The organism is Pseudoalteromonas sp. AS84, assembly GCF_038900255.1.
In the GTDB taxonomy this organism is placed as follows: domain Bacteria; phylum Pseudomonadota; class Gammaproteobacteria; order Enterobacterales; family Alteromonadaceae; genus Pseudoalteromonas.
Genome location: NZ_JBBMQY010000001.1, coordinates 451,535 through 472,647 on the forward strand (window position 1 = coordinate 451,535; position 21,113 = coordinate 472,647).

Annotated in this window: 17 protein-coding genes; 7 read left to right on the forward strand and 10 right to left on the reverse strand. The window is 39.5% G+C overall.

Annotated features, from left to right (window positions below):
• Window positions 1-36: 36 nt before the first annotated feature.
• The 5 genes from WNY79_RS01915 (at window position 37) to WNY79_RS01935 (ending at window position 7,927) form a co-directional block, all read left to right on the forward strand.
• The gene (locus tag WNY79_RS01915; RefSeq protein ID WP_076924245.1) at window positions 37-675 is read left to right on the forward strand and encodes an ATP-binding cassette domain-containing protein; all 639 of its coding nucleotides are present in this window, start codon (window positions 37-39) and stop codon (window positions 673-675) included.
• A gap of 44 nt (window positions 676-719) precedes the next feature.
• Window positions 720-1,400, forward strand: coding sequence for a CDP-alcohol phosphatidyltransferase family protein (locus WNY79_RS01920; protein WP_182720929.1), 681 nt, complete (start codon window positions 720-722; stop codon window positions 1,398-1,400).
• Window positions 1,393-2,184, forward strand: a complete 792-nt coding sequence (locus WNY79_RS01925) for a sterol desaturase family protein (protein ID WP_342874949.1) — start codon at window positions 1,393-1,395, stop codon at window positions 2,182-2,184. Before WNY79_RS01920 ends, WNY79_RS01925 begins: the two co-directional genes overlap by 8 nt.
• A 440-nt stretch (window positions 2,185-2,624) precedes the next feature.
• On the forward strand, window positions 2,625-4,751 hold the full coding sequence (locus WNY79_RS01930; RefSeq protein ID WP_342874950.1) for a family 16 glycosylhydrolase: 2,127 nt from the start codon (window positions 2,625-2,627) through the stop codon (window positions 4,749-4,751).
• Between the two features lie 242 nt (window positions 4,752-4,993).
• Entirely contained in the window at window positions 4,994-7,927 is a 2,934-nt protein-coding gene (locus tag WNY79_RS01935; protein ID WP_342874951.1) for a TonB-dependent receptor, read from the forward strand.
• A gap of 90 nt (window positions 7,928-8,017) precedes the next feature.
• Here the strand turns inward: WNY79_RS01935 and WNY79_RS01940 are convergent, their stop codons facing one another.
• The 9 genes from WNY79_RS01940 to WNY79_RS01980 all read right to left on the reverse strand — a co-directional run bounded on the left by WNY79_RS01940 (window position 8,018) and on the right by WNY79_RS01980 (window position 17,333).
• Window positions 8,018-8,737, reverse strand: a complete 720-nt coding sequence (locus tag WNY79_RS01940) for a hypothetical protein (RefSeq protein WP_101216393.1) — start codon at window positions 8,735-8,737, stop codon at window positions 8,018-8,020.
• Window positions 8,738-8,785: 48 nt separating this feature from the next.
• Window positions 8,786-10,258, reverse strand: coding sequence for a S41 family peptidase (locus WNY79_RS01945; RefSeq protein ID WP_342874952.1), 1,473 nt, complete (start codon window positions 10,256-10,258; stop codon window positions 8,786-8,788).
• A 63-nt stretch (window positions 10,259-10,321) separates the two neighbouring features.
• Complete coding sequence (locus WNY79_RS01950; RefSeq protein WP_342874953.1) at window positions 10,322-10,876, reverse strand: GNAT family protein; 555 nt, start codon at window positions 10,874-10,876, stop codon at window positions 10,322-10,324.
• 98 nt (window positions 10,877-10,974) lie between these two features.
• Window positions 10,975-12,213: a sodium:proton antiporter gene (locus WNY79_RS01955; RefSeq protein WP_342874954.1), complete on the reverse strand. Its 1,239-nt coding sequence runs from the start codon at window positions 12,211-12,213 to the stop codon at window positions 10,975-10,977.
• Window positions 12,214-12,402: 189 nt separating this feature from the next.
• The gene (locus tag WNY79_RS01960) at window positions 12,403-12,945 is read right to left on the reverse strand and encodes a DoxX family protein (RefSeq protein WP_342874955.1); all 543 of its coding nucleotides are present in this window, start codon (window positions 12,943-12,945) and stop codon (window positions 12,403-12,405) included.
• Between the two features lie 32 nt (window positions 12,946-12,977).
• Window positions 12,978-13,805 carry a DNA-binding domain-containing protein gene (locus tag WNY79_RS01965; RefSeq protein WP_342874956.1) on the reverse strand — a complete coding sequence of 276 codons (828 nt, stop codon included), beginning with the start codon at window positions 13,803-13,805 and terminating at the stop codon, window positions 12,978-12,980.
• Entirely contained in the window at window positions 13,805-14,728 is a 924-nt protein-coding gene (locus tag WNY79_RS01970) for a DUF692 domain-containing protein (RefSeq protein WP_342874957.1), read from the reverse strand. Before WNY79_RS01970 ends, WNY79_RS01965 begins: the two co-directional genes overlap by 1 nt.
• Window positions 14,718-15,065, reverse strand: coding sequence for a DUF2282 domain-containing protein (locus WNY79_RS01975; protein ID WP_076924258.1), 348 nt, complete (start codon window positions 15,063-15,065; stop codon window positions 14,718-14,720). Before WNY79_RS01975 ends, WNY79_RS01970 begins: the two co-directional genes overlap by 11 nt.
• A gap of 747 nt (window positions 15,066-15,812) precedes the next feature.
• Window positions 15,813-17,333 (reverse strand): aldehyde dehydrogenase family protein, encoded by a 1,521-nt coding sequence (locus tag WNY79_RS01980; RefSeq protein WP_007584266.1) that lies wholly within the window; start codon window positions 17,331-17,333, stop codon window positions 15,813-15,815.
• A 172-nt stretch (window positions 17,334-17,505) separates the two neighbouring features.
• Between WNY79_RS01980 and WNY79_RS01985 the strand changes: the two genes are divergently transcribed.
• Window positions 17,506-18,399, forward strand: a complete 894-nt coding sequence (locus WNY79_RS01985; protein ID WP_024607712.1) for an AraC family transcriptional regulator — start codon at window positions 17,506-17,508, stop codon at window positions 18,397-18,399.
• A gap of 80 nt (window positions 18,400-18,479) precedes the next feature.
• A complete protein-coding gene (locus WNY79_RS01990) occupies window positions 18,480-19,511 on the forward strand; it encodes a LacI family DNA-binding transcriptional regulator (RefSeq protein ID WP_342874958.1) in 1,032 nt (343 codons plus the stop codon).
• A 95-nt stretch (window positions 19,512-19,606) separates the two neighbouring features.
• Here the strand turns inward: WNY79_RS01990 and gtfA are convergent, their stop codons facing one another.
• Window positions 19,607-21,079, reverse strand: a complete 1,473-nt coding sequence (gtfA, locus tag WNY79_RS01995) for a sucrose phosphorylase (RefSeq protein ID WP_342874959.1) — start codon at window positions 21,077-21,079, stop codon at window positions 19,607-19,609.
• Between the last annotated feature and the right edge of the window lie 34 nt (window positions 21,080-21,113).

The window sequence follows — 21,113 nt, forward strand, 5'->3', positions numbered from 1 at the left end:
ACCCATGTTTAACACTATCAGGGTTAAGGTTTTTTAATGCAGTCATCGTTACAGATTAAAAATTGTCAGCTTTATCGCCAAAATGAGCTATTACTTAGCTTAAACGAGCAAGTAAATGGCGGTGAAATCCTGACTATTATGGGCCCATCCGGCAGTGGTAAATCAAGCTTATTAAATTGGCTTACGGGTACTTTACCAAGTAGTTTTAAGGCCAATGGTGAGGTGTGGCTTAATGGTCAAAATATCGATAACACACCTCCACACTTACGCCATATTGGTGTACTTTATCAAGACGCTTTGCTGTTTTCGCATTTAACTGTTGCTGGTAACATTGCCTTTGCAATGCCCAAAGGTAATAAAAAACAACGCCTTGAAAAAATAGAACACGCACTTGAGAAAGTCGGCCTTAAAGACATGGGCAATCGCCACCCCGACAACCTATCAGGTGGGCAACAAGCCCGTGTTGCATTATTACGTATGCTGCTGAGCGAACCTAAAGCCATTTTACTTGACGAACCCTTTAGCAAACTCGACACCCAACTGCGTGTTGATACACGCGAACTCGTGTTTAGCCAAATACGCGATCATAAGCTACCTGCAATTATGGTTACTCATGATCATAGCGATGCCGACGCTGCAAATGGCAAACTCATTACTTTAAGTAGCGCACTTTAATACATGACTTTAATGAATAGTTTTAAACGCATAAGGCAACAAACATGCTAGACAAATTTATCACCCCTGTAATTAAGCCACTGTTAACACCTGTGGTTATGCTTATGCATAAACGCGGCATAACCGCCGATCAGCTAACCGTAGTTGGCTTTTTAGTTGGCTTATTAGCAGTGCCATTACTGGCGTTTGAAATGTGGTACGGCGCATTAGTTGCCATTGCTTTAAATCGAATTTTAGATGGACTTGATGGCGCATTAGCACGCTATGCAAACCAAAGTTCAAGCGCAGGTGGCTTTTTAGATATCACACTCGACTTTTTATTTTACGCGGCTATTCCGCTTGGCTTTATTTTGGCAAACCCTGAGCAAAACGCGATAGCGGGATCGTTATTACTTGCTACTTTTATTGGTACGGGTTCAAGCTTTTTAGCTTTTGCGATTGCCGCCGAAAAATTTAAACTCGAAAAACCGCAATTTAAATATAAAAGCTTTTACTACTTAAACGGCTTAACCGAAGGCACTGAAACAATAGCGCTATTTATTGCATTTTGTATTTGGCCGCAGCACTTTGCGGTTATGGCGAGCATTTTTGCTATTGCGTGTGGCATAACTATTTTTACCCGTATACATGGCGGTTATCACACACTTAAGCAACAAGAAGCCGATGCTAACAAAGCAGCTGAAAACGTGCCTAGCAGTTCAAATTCTGAGGTAATAAATGACTAATGAAGTATGGTGGCGACTAGGCTTCTTTTTTAGCATTTTAGTTATAATGATGCTGCTTGAAGCGCAAAAACCAGCGCGTAAATCACCAATAAAAAGCAGTACACGTTGGTTTGCTAACTTTGGGTTAGTGTTTGCTTCATCAGTTGTTGCGCGCTTAGTGGTTCCCATTGGGCTAACCGCCGTAGCACTTTACAATCAAGAGCACGGCATAGGCTTATTTAATCAAATAGCTCTACCAAGCAGTTTAATTATTATATTGAGCATACTTTTACTCGATATATTAATTTATTGGCAACATAGGTTATTTCATAACGTGCCTATTTTATGGCGCTTGCACCGTGTACATCACGCAGATGCACACGTAGATACCAGTACAGGGCTGCGCTTTCACCCTATCGAAATTGTACTGAGCATACTTATAAAACTTATTGCAGTAACTGCTCTTGGCGTACCTGCCATTACGGTACTTATTTTTGAAATAGCACTTAATGGTTTAGCATTATTTAATCATGCAAATATACGCCTACCTAATGCCATTGAAAAACCACTGCGTTTAATCTTAATGACGCAAATATTGCATCGAATTCACCATAGCCAAGTGGTTAGCGAAACTAACTCAAACTATGGTTTTAGTGTAATTTGGTGGGATAAATTATTTGGTAGCTACAAAGATAAAGCAACAAAAGCCGACGCAGATATAAATATTGGTTTAAAAGAATACCCAAGCCAAAACCAAAATGCGTCCCTTTTGGGGTTACTTACAATGCCTTTTAAAAACAAGTAAAAACAAGTAAAAACAAGTAAAAACAAGCATATTTTATCTCTTACAATACCAATCCACTTAAAATTGCTTTTATGTAGATTGGTATAACAAAATACTCCTTAAATACTATAAATATACCTGTAACTAACCTTTTAATTGTTAAGTCCTTCACTACTTTTTTGACGTAAGAAATATTCCGCTCACGCTCCCATCAAAAAACACAAACAACATAACTAATTGTATAAACTACAATTTATATACAATCTAAAATTGGTAAACTGGTCTTACCGTAAACTAATTGTAAATAAAATAAACAAATATGTTGACCATTTGCGTACTCCACAATATCATTTGTAAGCGCTTACAAAACACATATCAAAATGTAAGCGCTTACAGCATGAAAAAACAAAGCTCAAAAAACAATTAATCTGACAATAATCTGTTGAAACCGGGGTTCAGTTATGAACATTGAAACAACGCACATTACACGTTTACTTGCCGCTATCTCTTTAGTTACGTTAGCTGGCTGTGGTGGCGACTCTGCCACTAAATCAAATTTTGAAAATGTAGATGCCTCTGAGCCTGTTTCAGATTGGCAAATGGTTTGGAGCGACGAGTTCGAAGGCACAACCATTGATACAAACAAATGGAACTATGAATTAAACTGCGATGGCGGTGGTAACAACGAGAAACAGTGTTACACCGACAGCGAGCAAAATGCATTTATTGCAGACGGTGTGTTAAACATTGTTGCCCTACCCGCTGAGGAAGGTGCAGAAAAACCTTATACTTCAGCACGCTTAAATACGCGTTATAACGCCGACTTTACGTATGGCCGTTTTGAAGTGCGCGCCAAGCTTCCATCAGGACAAGGTAGCTGGCCAGCATTTTGGATGCTACCAACTGATGAGGTTTACGGCACTTGGCCTCGTTCTGGTGAAATAGATGTTTTAGAATCAGTAAACCTCAAAACACCAGATGAAGACGGCGGTATAGAGTCTAGTATCCACGGCACCCTTCATTACGGACGCGCATGGCCAGATAACAGCTATACAGGTAAAGAATACAAATTCCCTGAAGATACTAATCCAGCAGATGATTTCCACACGTATGCTGTTGAATGGCAAGAAGGTGAAATTCGCTGGTACGTAGATGGTTACCTTTATGCAACTCAGCGTCAATCTGAGGTTTTATATAATTCAAAAAATGAGCCTGCGGGCTTAAAACATCGTGGTTGGTTTGCAGAATACTTTGAACAAGGTTCTGGCGAACTTACAACGCATTGGGATAGCGCACCATTTGATAAAGACTTTCACTTATTGCTAAACCTGGCAGTAGGCGGTGACTGGCCTGAAAACGTAAATGATTTAGGTGTAGACGCTAGCGCATTTGAAAATGGCCAAACTTTTGCTATTGATTACGTACGTGTTTATCAATGTGCATCGAACACTGATACTGGTAAAGGTTGTGAAACCATTCGTCCTGGTTACAACAGCTTAGACGATGCCTTACTTGAGGGTGATGCCCCAGTTCCTATAGCAGGAGGAGTTACTCCATTAACCATATTTGGTGATTCTTTTAATATTAATTGGCCTGCGTGGGATTGTTGCGGAGGTTCAACTCCTGCAATAGTTGTTGATGAACAGCAAGGTAATACAGTTGAGTTTAGTGTTGGTGAAAACCCAACAGTAAATGGCTTTATTTCAAGAGCGGCAAACATCACTGATGAGGCGGGTGTAGCCTCCCCTTTTGATGCTACGCCCCTGTTAGCACAAGGGTATTTTCAATTTAAAATGAAAGTAACTAGCGCACCTGCTGATGCAAACTCTACATGGGTCGTTAAGCTTGAAAGTGCAGGAGATGCACCAACTGCGGCCGAATTACCTATTACTCAAAGCGTTGAAGGTATTGCTCCTGTTGTAGGACAATGGCAAACATATACATTTAAATTAACCGATCTTGTTGCAGCAAACTTAGATATTAGCGCTATTGATGTAGTGATGATTTTTCCTGCATGGGGCACTGGTAATGGCGCTGTTTATAGAGTAGGCGATGTGAAAATCACGCAAGATTTTCCAGAGCTTAATGTGTTCACAGATACTCAAAATCTTGATTGGCCAATGTGGGACTGCTGTAGCGGCTCTACGCCAGTGGAAGCAATGGATGATGAAGAGCATGGTATAACAGCGGAATTTACAATAAATGATACGCCTACAGTAATGGGTTTTAACAGCCGTACATCTGTTGGCGGAAGCGGTGAGGCATTTGATGCAAGCGCTATCATAACGGTTGGTCAAATTACGTTTGATATGAAAGTTACGAGTATGCCAAGCACACCCGACGCGCCATGGTTTTTCAAAGTTGAGTCAAACGAAGGTGACTCTGCCGTAGAGCTTGCACTTACTGAAAGTGTTGAAGGCATTGCCCCTGCTTTAAACGAATGGCAAACATATACTTATACACTTTCTGACTTATCGGCTGCCGGTTTAGATGTAAGTGCGATAGATGTATTAATGATTTTTCCTAATTGGGGCCAAGGTGCTGGCGCAGTATATCGTGTTGATAATGTAAAAATTTCAAACCCATAATTTAGATTTCACTGACAAAATTCTAGGTGTTTATACCAATTGCATTAAACAAGAGATCTATTATAGCGCCAAGAAAATAGCACAATAACAAGGCGAAAATTTTGACATATAGTTGTTCTATATAAATAATTTTTAACGCAGTTAGTGAGTTATTTAATGCGATAGAATGATCATATTTTTAATAAAATTGGTATTACACAGCACCTTCACTCTTGAACAACATTTTATAAAGCAGAGCTATTATGAACACATTCAATTTTAAAAAGAGCCAACTTGCGGCTTCTGTGTCTCTCATCATTGCTGCGAGCACATTAAACACAGCTATCGCTGCAGAAGCAGACATATCAGCAAAGCCTGATGTAGAAATTATTGAAGTAAAAGGTATTCGTGGTTCACTTATTCGTTCTATGGATATGAAACGCGACTCTTCGGGTATTGTAGATGCTATCTCGTCTGAAGAAATGGGTAAATTCCCAGATACAAACTTAGCAGAGTCATTACAGCGTATTACCGGTGTATCGGTAAGCCGCGCTAACGGTGAAGGTAGCCAAATTACAGTACGTGGTTTTGGTCCAGAGTTTAACTTGATTACCTTAAATGGCCGCCAAATGCCGGGCACAGGTTATACACGCTCGTATAACCTTGAAAACGTTGCCTCTGAAGGCGTAAGTGCGCTTGAAGTGTTTAAAACAGCTCGTGCAGACGTGCCAAGCGGTGGCTTAGGTGCAACGGTTAATATTTCTACTGCGCGACCTTTTCAAAAGCCAGGTCAAAATTTTTCGGCAACCGTTAAAGCAAACCACGACTCGTCGAACGAAGCTGGCGATGACGTAACACCAGAGTTTTCTACGGTTTACAGCAATACCTTTGTAGATGACACTTTTGGTTTCGGTTTTTCATTTTCGCACCAAGAGCGTGACTTTCAAAAACAAAGTGCCAATATTCAAGGCTGGCAGGCAAACGTAGACTTACCTGAATTAGATAGCAGCAACGTAGTTGATAACCGCACAGATTCTGCAGGTAACTACTACTTCCCTAAAGACATGAACTACTCTATTGAAGATGTAGAGCGTGAACGTACAAATGGGCAAGTTACTTTTCAATACGCACCAGTCGATGGCTTTGTAGCAACACTTGATTACACAGCAAGTAAAGCTGTAACCGGCTCTCAAAGCATTGGTTGGGGTATTTGGAACGACTTTGGTAGCAATATAAATGGCTACGAACTAGATGAAAATGGTACTGCAGTATATGCAGACATTAGCGGTAATGACGCGTCATTCACAGCTAATAAAGGCACTACAGAAGTAAAAGCCCGCTCTCTTGGTTTAAACCTAGATTGGGAAATTAGCGATACGTGGCACGTAGAGCTTGATTACCACGACTCTAAAAACGAAACCGATAACGGCGCCGACAACGGGCTGGGAAGTGCAGGCCAAGTAATTTTAGGTTCTGATCAGCTAGCTAATAAAATTTATGATTACCGCACGGGCGAAGTACCAACTGCACAAGTTAATTGGTTAAATGGCACAAGTGAATTAACACCTGGCGAAATTGATTCAAACTTTAGTCAGTTTACTCACTCACCGGGTGAATCAAACATTGAACAATTACAGCTGCACACAACATGGTATAACGAAAGTTATGACATTGGTTTAGTTAAAGTTAAATTTGGCGCATCACGTACAGAACAAAACACAGGTGGTTACACCGCGTGGAGTGGTTTAGTAGGTGGCCCAGGTTTTAACCCATCATATACAGAAATATTCCCAGACGGCATGTTTACCCGTAATGATACATCAGGCCTTTTAGATCAGTTTGATGGCGGCGGCAGTGACTTACAACCTGGTTACTACTATACCTATGACTTTGACGAAGCTGTTGCACGCCAAATTGCTTACTTAACGGCAGATGTAACAGGTGGCGATGCATATGCTGCTAATGCATACGCAGACGGAATAGATAGCGAGAGCTACGTAGAAGAAATCACTAATAGCTTTTATGTTCAATCAAACTGGGAATTTGACGTAAGTAACTACTACGTAAAAGTAAATGCAGGCCTACGCTATGAGCAAACAGACGTAACCAGTACTGTACGTCAACGCGTTGAAGATCAAGTTAATTGGATCAGCGCTTCAGAGTGGATCATGCAATACGCTGCTGGCGGCGATGATAACTTCTTAGAACAACAAGGTGATTACGATGTTTTACTGCCTTCAATCGACGTAAGTGTTGATTTAACTGAAGACGTAGTAGCCCGCGTATCTTGGGGTAAAACAATGTCGCGTGCACCACTAGGTAATTTAGCCGGTGGCCGTAGTTTAACAGGCAGCCCAAAACCGGGTTCTCGTACAGGTAGCCAAGGTAATACAAACTTATTGCCATTTGAATCAACAAACCTTGATTTATCACTTGAGTATTACTACGCAGAAGGCAGCTACGCATCTGTTGGTTACTTTAAAAAAGACGTTGATAACTTTATTCAAACCACCATTACGCAAACTACTATTGATGGCTTGCACGATATTTTAAACGGCCCTCGTTACTTACAAGCCGTAAGCGATATTGAATCACGTGGTGAACAAGCAACAACCGACGCTATTTTTGCACAAATGATTGCCAGCGGTTACGGCAATGCAAATGGCGTTATTGAACCAAACAGCGACGATCCGCTAATTACATGGAATATTAGCCAACCGCAAAACACCGACAGTAAATCGGTAGATGGTTTTGAAGTTGCAGTACAGCACTTAATTGGTGAAACCGGTTTTGGTGTTGGTGTTAACGCAACATTTGTAGATGGCGACGTTGAATTTGATAGCGAAAGCCTTGATCAACAAGCACCGCTTACAGGCTTAAGTGACTCAGCTAACTTCCAAGGCTTTTACGAAAAAGACGGCCTATCAGTTAAAATTACTTATGCATGGCGCGACTCGTACCTAATTGGTGTTGGCCAAGCGCAAGGTTCAGCTGATGCGCCTCCGCAATATGCTAAAGCGTATGGCCAATGGGATATGAGCGTTAACTACGATGTAAACGAAAACGTAACGGTATTTTTTGATGGCATAAACTTAAATAATGCCACCGAAGAGGGTTACGGACGTTACGAAGAGCAGTTCTTATTTGCTAATCAGTACGGTCCACGTTACTCAATTGGTGCCCGTTACACGTTCTAACTAAATTTCCTTTAGTAAAAAATGCAAAAAACCGCTCACTGAGCGGTTTTTTATTGTCTTAACTCTTAGCTATTTACCAGTAATGAGCAGTTAACCTCCGACCTTTGGTAAAGGTTTCTTACTTAATATCTCAAATGTAATTAAATCCACAAGCATTGAATAAACCACATTATTATTAATAAAAATAACAAAAAGCTCACCGTCAGAATTTAAACCTGATTCAATTATACGATTATAATCTGTAATAATTTCAGTGTAATTAGAGCCATCAACTTTACTTAAAGCAAAGGTCCGATTGTCGGTATTATCCAGTTTATTATCTAAATTAGTATCACTATTTATTACCTCATAAGAGATAATACGGGTGGCTGATCTTTCATTAAACTCATCATCTACAAGTGGCATTATATCTATAATCAACTGATCTATAGATTTAAATAACCAAACAGAGTTATTAGTAATACTATTAATGAAGAGAACGTTTTTTGATCTAGTTGGTTTATAGCTACTTCCGCCAAACTCACTATACATCCCCAGTACTTCACTTTTTTCTACAAACAGTTTTTCGGACTCAAGTGCAATAAAATAAAAATCGGTGCCACTTATTTTATGTGGATAACCTAAGCGCCAGTTTTCTTCTTTGTTGTCGTCTTGAGCTAAATTTAATGTTGTTTGTTTTATGAGGTTTTGATCTTTAAAAATAACAGAAGCAAGTTGAAATAAAACAAACAACATCGCAATTATAAGCCCACTAAATAAAACCAGCCCATTAAGATGCCATACCCATTTAAAAAATTTATCTGATTTCATGTTATTCCAACTTCTAAACTACTTAATTTTAAAGTAGATAATTATCAACTAGTATTTTTTAATCTGCTCAAGCAACACATTAGTTGTCCAATCAATGCCGTTATACGCAACATCCGGCTTGTAAAAATCTCCTGCTCCACGAGCTCTATTTACATATACTTTATTTGGCACTACAACTTTACCCAACCCTGAAGGTAAATCAGCTAAGCGTACTTCCATATACATAGAATCAGCACTGCTTGGCGCACCGAATAACGTTGTATTTTCAAAAAGCTTAAACTTATCAAGCGCATCTAAACAAGCACTGGCACACTGCGGCGGAACAATAACAAACACCTTGGTTTTAAAGTCAGTAGTTAAAGGATTTTGTGGCATATTATTTAGCGTATTAGTTTCTTGTTCTACATAAAATGGGGCATCATTTTTAAGTGATAAAGCCATACCAGCTGCTACGGTTTTAACTATTTTCAATAATTCAGGCTGATCTTTTACAATCTCTAATAAAGACACTACATGGTCGGTATTATCTTTTGATGCTCTCCACCACACTTGCGTGTTTTGAGATTTATCATTTGCTTTTTGTTCTACTACCTTTTCACCCCATAATTCTTTGGCTATTTGTGAGCTCCAATAAGATGAGCCACCTTGGTTATTACGCAAATCTAATACCACGGCTTTTGCAGTAAGTAACTTGCTACGCTGCTGTTTTATTTTTTCAAACACTTTATTGTAGGCAGCAGTTTGTTTATCGGTTGATGAAAAGCTAGGCATAGCAATCCAAGCAATGTTTTTTTCAGGCCACGTTAAATCAATGGGGAGTTCATCACCGTTATAAGCATTTTCTAAATGCCTGCTTGCTGACTTAGGCCTTACTGACCAATTGAGTACTTGTGTATAGGTATTGCCATTGGCTTTAACAAATTCGCATTCTTTTAGAGGGGTTAAAAATGGATTGCCCTCGTCAATTAGTAACCGCCAACCTTGCTGCCACCAATGCCCAGGTTGTGCAACTTCACCATGAAACTTAAATATTCTCTCACGCATTAAGGTATCAGTGCTTTGCCCATCACATTGGCTTACAACGTCGCCTTTGCTAATATTTTTGTTTTCACTGTAATACACTTTTAGCGCATCACCTCGCCATACAGTTCTAAAGCCCGGCCAGCGGCGCGCGGGTCTATCTACACTTGAAAACGCACCAGCGTGACCATCTTGTAAAATAGTGCTAAAGCGCGCAATTGCCGCTACATGCGCCTGCGGTCCACTCGCTTGAGCCGACAATGTAAGTGCCTCCGCTTTTGCTTGATTTAATAAATCAGGGAAAGTTGGGTTATTACTATCAAACATACCAGGGTGATTTTGTGCGGTAATACTATAAGCCGCGTTAATATCGCGATCTGTTATGCTGCGCCACTGCTCAGGTGTGGCTGGTAATGCTTGGTTTTTAGCTGCATTAACAATAGGTGATATTAGAAAAGCAGCGAGTAATACATAGTTGGTTGTTGTTTTTTTTATAGTCATAAAAATCCATTTAATTATTTACCAAAATAGAGCTGCGGTAGGAGTAACTTTTATACTTTGTAATTATTGTTTAAATTCAGGCTTTAATAACCCATAGCACCTCAAGTCATGAAACTCATTTTTCCAGTAACCACTTGCACGGCGAATACCTTCTTCTTTGAAGCCTAGCTTTTTCAAGACCGACTCTGAGGCAAGATTGCCAATCATAGTATCTCCTTGAATTCGGTATAGTTCACCGAATAGAAGTTGATTTGAGAATGCAGCATTAATAACCTCATGTAATGCTTCAGAGGCAAACCCACACCCCCAATACTCAGAAGCTATTTCGTACCCTATGCTGGCATTTTTCATCTTTTGGTTCCATGTATTAAAGCCGCAAGTGCCAATTAACTTACCTGTAGTCTTTAGACGAATAGCCCATCGAATACCAATATTCTCAGTGAAGCGAGCATTGAAAAAATCAATTAATTTAGCTGATTGAGCTTCTGACTTATAAGCCTCTATATCGTAAAATTTAACAACTTCTGCATCTGAATAGATATTTAGAAGTACTTCACTATCGCTTGCTGATAAGCTAGTAAGTATCAGACGTGCTGTTTCTAGCTCTGGGAAATTCATAAGCTCTCCGTGCCATAACCGAGTTTACAAAAACACCCGCGTTAAATTCATTCTATTTGTGCACAAACCATAGCTGAGTTCCTATTTTGGTTCAATTGCTACTTTCTGTTTTTTAACCTAGCGAGCTCTCTTGATTTAATTTTTAGCACTTTAATTTTAGCGCCATACCAATTAGCCATAGGTGCTGCAGCAATACCGTGTATTAACGTGCTCATCCACACTGCATTAATCGCAACTATAAGTATTGAGTGGCCGTATTCGCCTAAAATATCTTTAGAAATAATAAGTGCAAAAAGTGCTGTTGCAAGACCTCGAGGTCCAAAGAAACCCATAAACACTTTTGTTAATGTCTTTGCTTTTGTACCAATTAACGATAGGTAAATAGCAAGAGGGCGCACTATAAAAATACTCACCAGAATATAACCAGCAACGGGGAAGGTTAAATGCTCAATAGCTGAAGGCAGTAAACCAAGCCCAATAATAACAAACGAAGACCATATTAACATTTGCCCTTCGCTTTCAGTAAATTGGTATATAAATCGGCAATGCCCTTTTACACTATTACCAAAAGCTAAACCTGCAACAAACGCTGATATAAATCCATTTCCACCCATTAAAGTAGCCATTAAATATGATGTACCGGTAAGTGCTAAAACGCCAATCCCTTCATATATAGTCGATGATATTTTTTTTGACTCAGAGTATAAAAATAAACGTCCGCTCGAGTATCCCATTAATGCGCCAACCAAAATACCTATAAATATTTGGCTAAATCCAAACACTAACCATGACATTTCATTTTCTTGAGAGCCGGTTTCCATAGCAACTATGCTGGCAAAAAATAATATGACAGGTAATGCTAGCCCGTCATTTAAACCACTTTCAACAGATAGACTTTGTCGCTCGTTTAAAGGTACGCTCTCATTACTAACAACCGCTTGACCTAAAGCTGCATCAGTAGGTGCTAAAATTGCCGCAACTAGGGCTAGCATTGCCCAAGGCCACTGTGGGAAGAATAAATAAGCAAAGCCTGTACCAATCAAAATACTCAACGGCAAACCTATCAATAGCATTCTTAGAGGCCACGTATTTTGCCTTTTTAATCTTCGTAGGTTTATTTGTGAAGCATCTAAAAACAATAATACAACTAGCGATATTTCTGCTATTAAATATACGGTTTCATGTGCGTCTCCAATACTAATAAACCCAAGTTGAGAAACCGCAAAACCAATACCCAAAAATACCATTGGTGCGGTAATAATGGTTGTGGACAGCTTTTTAGCTAGCATAGCGTAAGCACTAACTGAGAAAAGAAGAATGAGTAATCCTATTTCCATTGGGAAATCCTATTAGGCATGGCTTGGTATTTTTATTAGAAAATATCAGGGTTGGGGTTAGCTATATTAAATCAGCACAATTTATTGAGTTAATTTGTATAAGTGTATTTTTAACTTTAATCTAAATAATAACCGGCACCTAAGTGATATTAGCGTGCCGGTTACGTTTAACGTTTAATATATAAAAGCTTACTTAGCACTTGCACGTTTTGCGTCTAATCCAAGCAACTTATCAATAGATAAAAAGCCAGGTCCACGAGCAAATATCACTAATAATGAAACAGCCCACCACGATGCAGGATTAATCCAATGATCGAGTGTAGGAAAAACTGCAAGCTGAATAAACATTGTCATACCAATAAGGCCTAACGCCGCAAAGCGAGAAAACAAACCGATAATCAGTAATATTGGGAGTAACACTTCAACAACACCAGCAACCACAGCAAGCGTTTCAATTACTTTTACAAGAAATGAGCCATCAACATAATCTAAGGTTTGAGGATTACAAAGCTGCAAAGCACCTTCTCTAACTGGATCAGGACAGAAAAATTCATATTTAAATAGGTCGTATTTATCAACATTAAATTGTAAAAAACCATCCCATTTGCTCAATCCCGAGTCGAGGAATACTTTAGCAACCATAAAACGAAGAAAAAACAGTACTATAGGTTCCAAGAACCGCGATAACTGTTCTCCCATTTGCACGTACAGTTGTTGTATTTTTTTTATCATGCCCATATTTATTCCTACTCTTGTAATGTGTACTAATTGATTTGGATTTCTAATAATTCATTTTGTAAGCATGCTGTAAAAGCATCACTCACCTCAAAGTGTTCATCTACCGTTATTGCTGCATCAAAAGCTTCACCTAAAGACCTACCTGTACCCTGTAGAGCCTGCATAAGTGCAACTTCTGCGATAGAAAGAGAGCGGGCTTGCACCGCACCTTGCAAACGCCATAACATAATAAAATCCTCAGCAGAGGATTTAGTTACAACGACATCATTATTATTTGTTTTTAGCGAAATCCATTCTAAAAAAGCGCTTTCACTCACACTAAGTAATAGTACGCTGGGATTGAGCTTTACATTGAGTTCAGTAAGCTCAGTACCTTGTTCCATTAATTGAGTAACATATTCTATAGTTAAAGTTTCCGTTGAATCAGCGCTCATCAAACTCATTAACCACGCGTAATCTAAATGCGCAATATCAACTAAGTTCATGTATAGATTTGATGTGCTTTGCTGATTTTCAGTAACTTCTAAAATATGTTTATTTTCAAGCTCACCATCTTTAATCAAATCGGCTACAAAGCCAGGAAAGCTTAGTCCGTATCCCACCAAAGTGCCCTGCTCTGGCGGAAAACGGTCAACATAAAGTCGTGCCATTTTACGAAAGTTCTCACTACCTACTTTTTTTTCACACATAGGAAAGTTAGCTATTAATGCATCAACACAGCCTTTATAAAACCCGTTACGATACACAGCTAACCTTTTAATATGCGATGAGTTTTCGCAAAAATGCTCCATTGCACTTGGATCGCCCGTTCGCAAATAGCGAGTAAAAGCATCAATATATTGGTTGGTACTCATCAGCGAACCACTTCTTTATGAGATATATTTAAGCGACTTTGTAGCTCACTTTGATTCAAATAGCTTTGCGCAGTTTCACGCTCGATCATAAGCTCTTCAAACGATGGAATATTCGCATCTCGCTCAACAAGTACTGGTCGCGGACCAAATATCCCAATTGCTTGTTCTAACAAATCCCAAACAGGCGTTGCCACTGGTGCTGCATGGCTGTCTATCAATAGTGACTGACCAAGAGCTGGATCAGGATCGTGCCCTGCAATATGAATTTCTCCAACAAGCTCAGCAGGGATCTGCTTTAAATAATCAAGCGCATCAATACCCGTGTTTTTACTACTTATGTATAAGTTATTAATATCGATAAGTAAGCCGCATCCAGTACGCTTCGCTGCCTCAACTAAAAATTGAGGTTCATCCATATCACTTATAAAATCTAAATAGTTACTTGGATTTTCAACTAATATTGACCGACCTATGCCCGTCTGGTAACAGTCAATACCATTAATTAAAGACGCAAGTGCATCTTGGGTGCGAGGTAACGGCATTAAGTCTGCAAAATATTTGCCATCTGACTTAGACCATACAGCGTGTTCAGATACCAGCACTGGCTGAAATTCATCAATTAGCGCTTTCACTCGTTTAGTATGAGCAAGCATAGCTTTATGATCAGAACCTAATGAGCCGCCAACACCATGAAAACTAATATCAAAGTTTTCACGTACAGCTCTCAAATAATTTAACCGAGGACCACCTGCCACAAAATAATTTTCTGTATGCACTTCAAACCAAAGATTATTATTTGTAGATGGCAGCTCTACGGGTAAAGCTAAAATGTCGTTGAGATGTTCTGGTTTTAAACTGAGACCCGCGCCTAATTGCTCCCCAGCAACAATGTACTGGGGAAAACCTGCTTTATTAACCTTCAAGCGAACCTTTACCATTAGGAGTTACAATTGATTCACATACACCTTTCGGTGCATATGTCCATGCATTAGCTTGGAAGTCTGTAGTTGAAGTGCCTTCACAACTTGTTCCTGCACCTGCTTTACAATCATTTTCACCCGCTAAAGCAATACCAAAACATTTATCTTTACGACCGCGAACTTTATCACCGGCTACCCAGCCTTTAAATTGCTCTTGTACTTTTGCTGAAGCACCTTCTGCAACAGTTAATTGACTGTTAGGGCCAGCTACTGCGCCTGCGCTTAAAACTGCTGCTGATGCGCCGATTAATAAAGCCTTAGTTAAATTTACTTTTTTCATTTTTATGCTCCGGATTAAAAAATTTTTCTTGTTTTATCAATGATTGTTAATAATACCAATCCGCAATAATACTTAATCATTTTGCGGGGCTAAACGTGTCGCTACCTGCGTTAAAAAATTCTCATTTAGAACAACTAAATAGCGAATTTTTTGCCTAGCTATCAACACGTTTTTCCATACTCAAAATAAATCACTTAATTAAGCGAATTGGTATAAAAACACTCATATTTTGATAAACAAGCACAATGGAGATAAGCAATATCGCCGTTTTATCAATTTAATAGACCTATCGTTCTTATAAAAACTTTCAGGTTATTTGCTTACAACTAAAAAACAACTGTAAACAAGAAGTAAATATAGTGGGCTAAGCAGTTAATACAAGCATTAGAAAAGCTAACCTAATTATTTTGATAATGAATAAGCTTGAAAAAGTCCATATTTAGTGGATTAGATGCATTGCGGCACTTTATTCTGGTAATGATCTACAAATAGAAATTTACTCTACTGAGGAAGGATAAAAATATTATTTAAAGGCTCCTTATATTTACACCACTCTATACTCGCTAAATTAGCGTTTTTTAAGTAGGACTCGTAAACACCGTCATTATAATGTTATTTTTTGCAACGCTAAAATGTTGGACTATATGGCCATTACCAACGGTTGATTGCCTATAAAAAAAGCGCTACAAATAGGTAGCGCTGGCATTATTACTTAATGGTTGTTTATTTAAAGCTTAGGCTCTTTATTTAAAAGAAGCCGAGCGGATCTTCGCTGTAGCTCACTAATAGGTTTTTAGTTTGTTGGTAGTGCTCCAGTGCCAGTTTGTGCGTTTCGCGCCCTATTCCTGATTTTTTATAACCACCAAACGCAGCGTGTGCTGGGTACATGTGATAACAGTTAGTCCACACTCGCCCTGCTTCTATTTTGCGACCCATACGATAAGCACGATTCATGTTTCTGCTCCACACACCGGCACCTAAACCAAACTCAGAGCTATTGGCAAGCTCGAGGGCTTCGGCTTCATCTTTAAAGGTCGACATTGAAATAACAGGGCCAAAAATCTCTTCTTGGAACACACGCATATCGTTTGTGCCCTTTAATAACGTAGGTTGTATGTAGTAACCACCGTTTAAGTCATCACTTAGCTGCTCTACATTACCGCCAGTGAGTACTTCAGCGCCTTCTTTTTTGCCTATTTCAATGTAGCTCAGTATTTTATCAAATTGCGCTTTTGAAGCTTGTGCGCCAACCATAGTTTCGCTGTCTAGCGGGTTTCCGCGTTTAATTTTTAAGGTACGTTCGAGTATTCGCTCAATAAACTGCTCGTAAATGTCTTCTTGAATAAACAGCCTTGATGGGCACGTACACACCTCGCCTTGATTGAAGTAAGCAAGCACGGCGCCTTCAATAGCTTTGGATAAAAACGCATCGTCTTTTTCCATTACATCATTAAAAAATATATTAGGTGATTTACCACCGAGCTCGACCGTTGAAGGAATAATATTTTCAGCAGCGCATTTCAAAATATGTGAGCCCACAGGCGTTGAACCTGTAAATGCAATTTTAGCGATACGCTTGCTTGTTGCCAGTGCTTCACCTGCTTCTTTACCAAAGCCGTTTACTATATTTAATACGCCTGCAGGGAGTAAATCGCCAATTATCTCCATTAAAACTAAAATAGAAGCTGGTGTTTGCTCAGCCGGTTTTAAAATTACACAGTTACCTGCAGCAAGTGCTGGCGCTAGTTTCCAGGCGGCCATTAAAATAGGGAAGTTCCACGGAATAATTTGCCCAACAACCCCTAGTGGCTCATGAAAATGATACGCAACGGTGGTTGCGTCTATTTCACCTATAGTGCCGTCTTGCGATCGTAGGCACCCTGCAAAGTAGCGAAAGTGATCTGCCGCTAGCGGAATATCAGCAGCGAGTGTTTCACGAATTGCTTTACCGTTATCCCATGTTTCGGCAACAGCTAGTAACTCTAGGTTTTGCTCAATTCGGTCGGCTATTTTTAGCAGTATGTTACTTCGGTCGGTCACCGACGTTGTGCCCCATTGCTCTCGCACTGCATGCGCTTTGTCGAGAGCCAGCTCTATATCGTCTTTGTCTGAACGCGGTATTTGGCAAAATACCTTACCGTTTACTGGGCTTATATTATCAAAGTATTGGCCATTTACAGGCTTTACCCACTCTCCGCCAATGTAGTTTCCGTATTGTTGTTTAAAGTTTACGAGTGCGCCGTCGCTACCTGGATTTGCATATATCATGTGTGTGATCTCTTTATTGTTGTTAGCTAAAGGTCGAACATTTATATAAAACAAAATGCTTTATATTTAATCAATGTTGATTGACATTAGCCTAACAAGTACCTAAAAACTTGATTAGCTGTCCACAAAAGTTGTCTGTGAGTCCAAACTAATAAAAACCTAAAGGATTGATATGCACACATCTCAGTTAAACAAAAAACGCCAACAACTTGATGTATTAATAGAAAATAAAGTCACATTCGCTGCAGATAGCAGTGAGTTGAGTATTTACGACACGTATCAAAGCGCGCAAAAGGTAGCACTGCACTCAAACGAGCTGCTGTTTTGTGCCATGCTTAGCGGCAAAAAGGTAATGCACGTAGAAAGCAGTCAATACCATAAAGCATTTTTACCACACGAGTCGTTTGTATTAGCGCCAGAGCAAGGTGTTTTAATTGATTTTCCACAAGCATCAATGCACGCCCCAACCACCTGTTTAGCCATTGAAATTAGCACAGATAAAATAACTAGCGTGGCGAATGCACTAAACATGCAGCAAAATTTTGCACACGATGGCTTATTTGAATATGTACCTCAGTTAGTGCATACCCAACATAATATTCAAACGCAGCAATTATTAGAGCGCATGGTGCATTTATTTAGTGAGCAAGGCGCACAGCGACATTACTTGATTGATTTGTCGTTGAACGAATTGATCACCCGTTTATTACAACAACAAAGCCGCGAGCTATTGCTGGCTAGCTGCGATAAGCCACGCCTTAAAACAAAAGTCAGCGATGCCCTGCTTTATATTGAAGAACACTTAAGTGAAACGCTCGACATAAATACCTTATGCAAAATAGCCTGTATGAGCCGAAGTAAGTTTTATCAGCAATTTAAACTCGCATTTGGCACTAGCCCAGCCCTTTGGCAGCAACAATTAAGACTTAAAAAAGCGCGTACTCAATTACTACAAGGCCATGCAATTAGCAAAGTTTGCTTTGATGTTGGATTTAATAGCGCGAGCCACTTTAGTCGCCTATTTAAACAAACCTTTGGCATTGCGCCCAAAGAGTGCCGACATTAGCTCTAAAATCTTATTTTTTTACTTTGCTAACGCCCTGAATATGTTAGTTTATTAACATGAGTATTGAGTAAAGAATTGGTATGAGTAAGCAAACCCGCTGGACCCTTAAAAGTATTGCTAAAGAGTTAGGTGTGTCTAACGCGACAGTATCTAATGCGTTTAATCGCCCTGATCAGCTATCGGCTAAACGCCGAGACGATATTCTCGCAGCGTGTAAAACTTTGGGCTATTACGGGCCTAATAAGGCCGCGCAATCATTGCGTAATGGCACATTTAATATTGTCGCTTTAGTGCTGCCCGATAGTGTGGAGTATATGGTGTCGGACCCTGTAGCTAGTAGCTTTATGCGCGGTGTGACCTCAGTGCTAGAAAAAAATGGCATTAATGTTTTATTGTTTTCAGGTAATAGCGATAACCTTAATAACGTGGTCGACTTTGTCGATGGCTTTATTTGTTATGGCCGCCCTCGTAATAACGCGTTAGTAGAGCAGTTAAAAACAGTGTCTAAACATGTAGTGACAATTGATTTTGATATTGCTCGCAATGCCTCTGTAAATATTAATAACGAGCAAGCAAGTTACGAAATAGCTAAACACGTACTGCATAATCAAAACGATAAAGTGGCTATATTAGGGCTTAGATTACTTGATGAAAACGTATTATGCCGGGTGTATGAGCATCACGAATTTGAAACCGGACAATCTATTTCGCATCAACGTTTACGCGGGTATCAACGCGCTTTAAGCGAGGCAAATATTACGGTGGCTGACGATCGCATTTGGAACATTCCTGAAAGTAGCGAACGTTTTGCCAATATTGCTGCAAAAGAAGTACTTAGTGCATCACCGCGTCCTAACGTTATAATTTGTATGAGTGATTTAATTGCCCTTGCCACAATGCGAGAAGCAATAAAACAAGGCATAAGAATAGGTGAAGAACTGCGTATTGTGGGCTTTGATGGTATTGATGAAGCAGCCCGGTTTGTACCTCGCCTCACCACTATTCATCAAAACAGCCAAGAAAAAGGCGTTATAGCCGCCGAATTATTTATTTCTAAAGAAGAAAAAACTCAGGAAGTCAGTTACGAATTAGAGATTGGTGCGAGTAGTTAGCTTACAAGCCTTGTAATCGTTTTATGTGTTAAAAAGCCAAGTTTAAGTAGCTTGGCTTTTGTTTTACATGGCGTTTGTAAATTACTTTTATAACATTAAGCTAAAAATGAATTTAAGTTAATCGTTGTTTCTTCATCTCCGTTTACTTGCGTAATAAGTGCATGGCGCAATTTAAAATCAACAGTGAGTGAAATAGTTTGCTCATCTAGTTGCCACGATAAACAACACATACTGCCTTCACCTTGGGCACTAAATTCACCTGCAAACGCGGGGTGTGAATTGCGAATTTTAATTAATTCAATTAAACCTTTTACTACAGGCTTATTTAAGGCTTTGTCGATTATATTTGCATCTAAATATGGGCGGTTAATATCACGGCCTACATTTGTATTAGCTAATAGCTCCATGTCGTTTTCGCAAGCAAATAAGCCGCCGTAATATACTTGTGGTACACCTGGAGCAAAAAATTGAATTGCACGCGACAGTAAGTAATCAAAGTCTTTCGCGCCTAATGCGTTGTAGTACGTACAGTTAACTTGATATAAGTCGACATTACTCGCCGCAGCGCCCGTAGCTTGGCGGCTTTGGTTGTTGCTGTTGGCGTGCATTGTTTCTACGAGGTTATCAATCTGCTGTGCATTTAATAGCCCTGGTTTGTCGCCCATTGGACCTGCGTCAATAATGCCAATACCGTCGTGTGTATCAAGTACAGTTAAGCAATTACGTGGCGAAATTTGTAACCATTTGAGCAGTGCATCTACATCGTTGTTAAATAAGCTGTGTAAAATAAGCGGTGGTAACGCAAAGTCGTAAACCATATTTACGCGTTTTGCCACTTCTACCTGAGTTTGATAATGGCTATGAATTTCTGCAATGGTTTCCATGCCTAAATCGTTTGCTTGCTTAGATAAGTTATCTAGGTAGCCAAACGTTTCATCAAGCATAAAGCAGTTAGTGCCAGCTTGCTTAATGGCGTAACCCGCTGCATCTAAACGAATAATATTTACATTGTTATCCGAAAATTTAGTAAGTACATTATTTAAATACGCAACACCGGCTTCTACTTTTACGTTTATGTCAATTTGGTTATCGGTAAAAGTGGTCCAAAAGTCATACGTTTTACCATCACCACATTTCATAGGGGTAAAGCAACTACCAGGACGTGGGCGGTAAATTGCTTTTTGCTCAGCTTCACTCATACCATTTGGAAATACATCATCTTTGGTTAAAAACAAATCCCAAAATTCTGATTGCTTACCCTTTGCTAGTAAATCTTGAAACTGAAAAGACTGCGCCGATACATGGTTAACAATTAGGTCTGCCATTAAATCGAGATCTTTACCTAATAGTTGTATGTCTTCCCAAGTGCCTATTCTAGAATCAACTTCACTATGATCAATAGGGTCAAAGCCAGCATCGCTGCCATCAATAGGATTGTAAAATGGCAATAAGTGCACACCACCAAATACGCCTTTTAAAGGGCCGTTTAAAAGTGTAGTTAGCGCGCCTATATTTTGGCCAGTGATTCGATCAGCATATGTGATCAATTGAACTTTATTCTTCATCATTGTGTGATTACCATGTTGAAACTTAATCGATTAA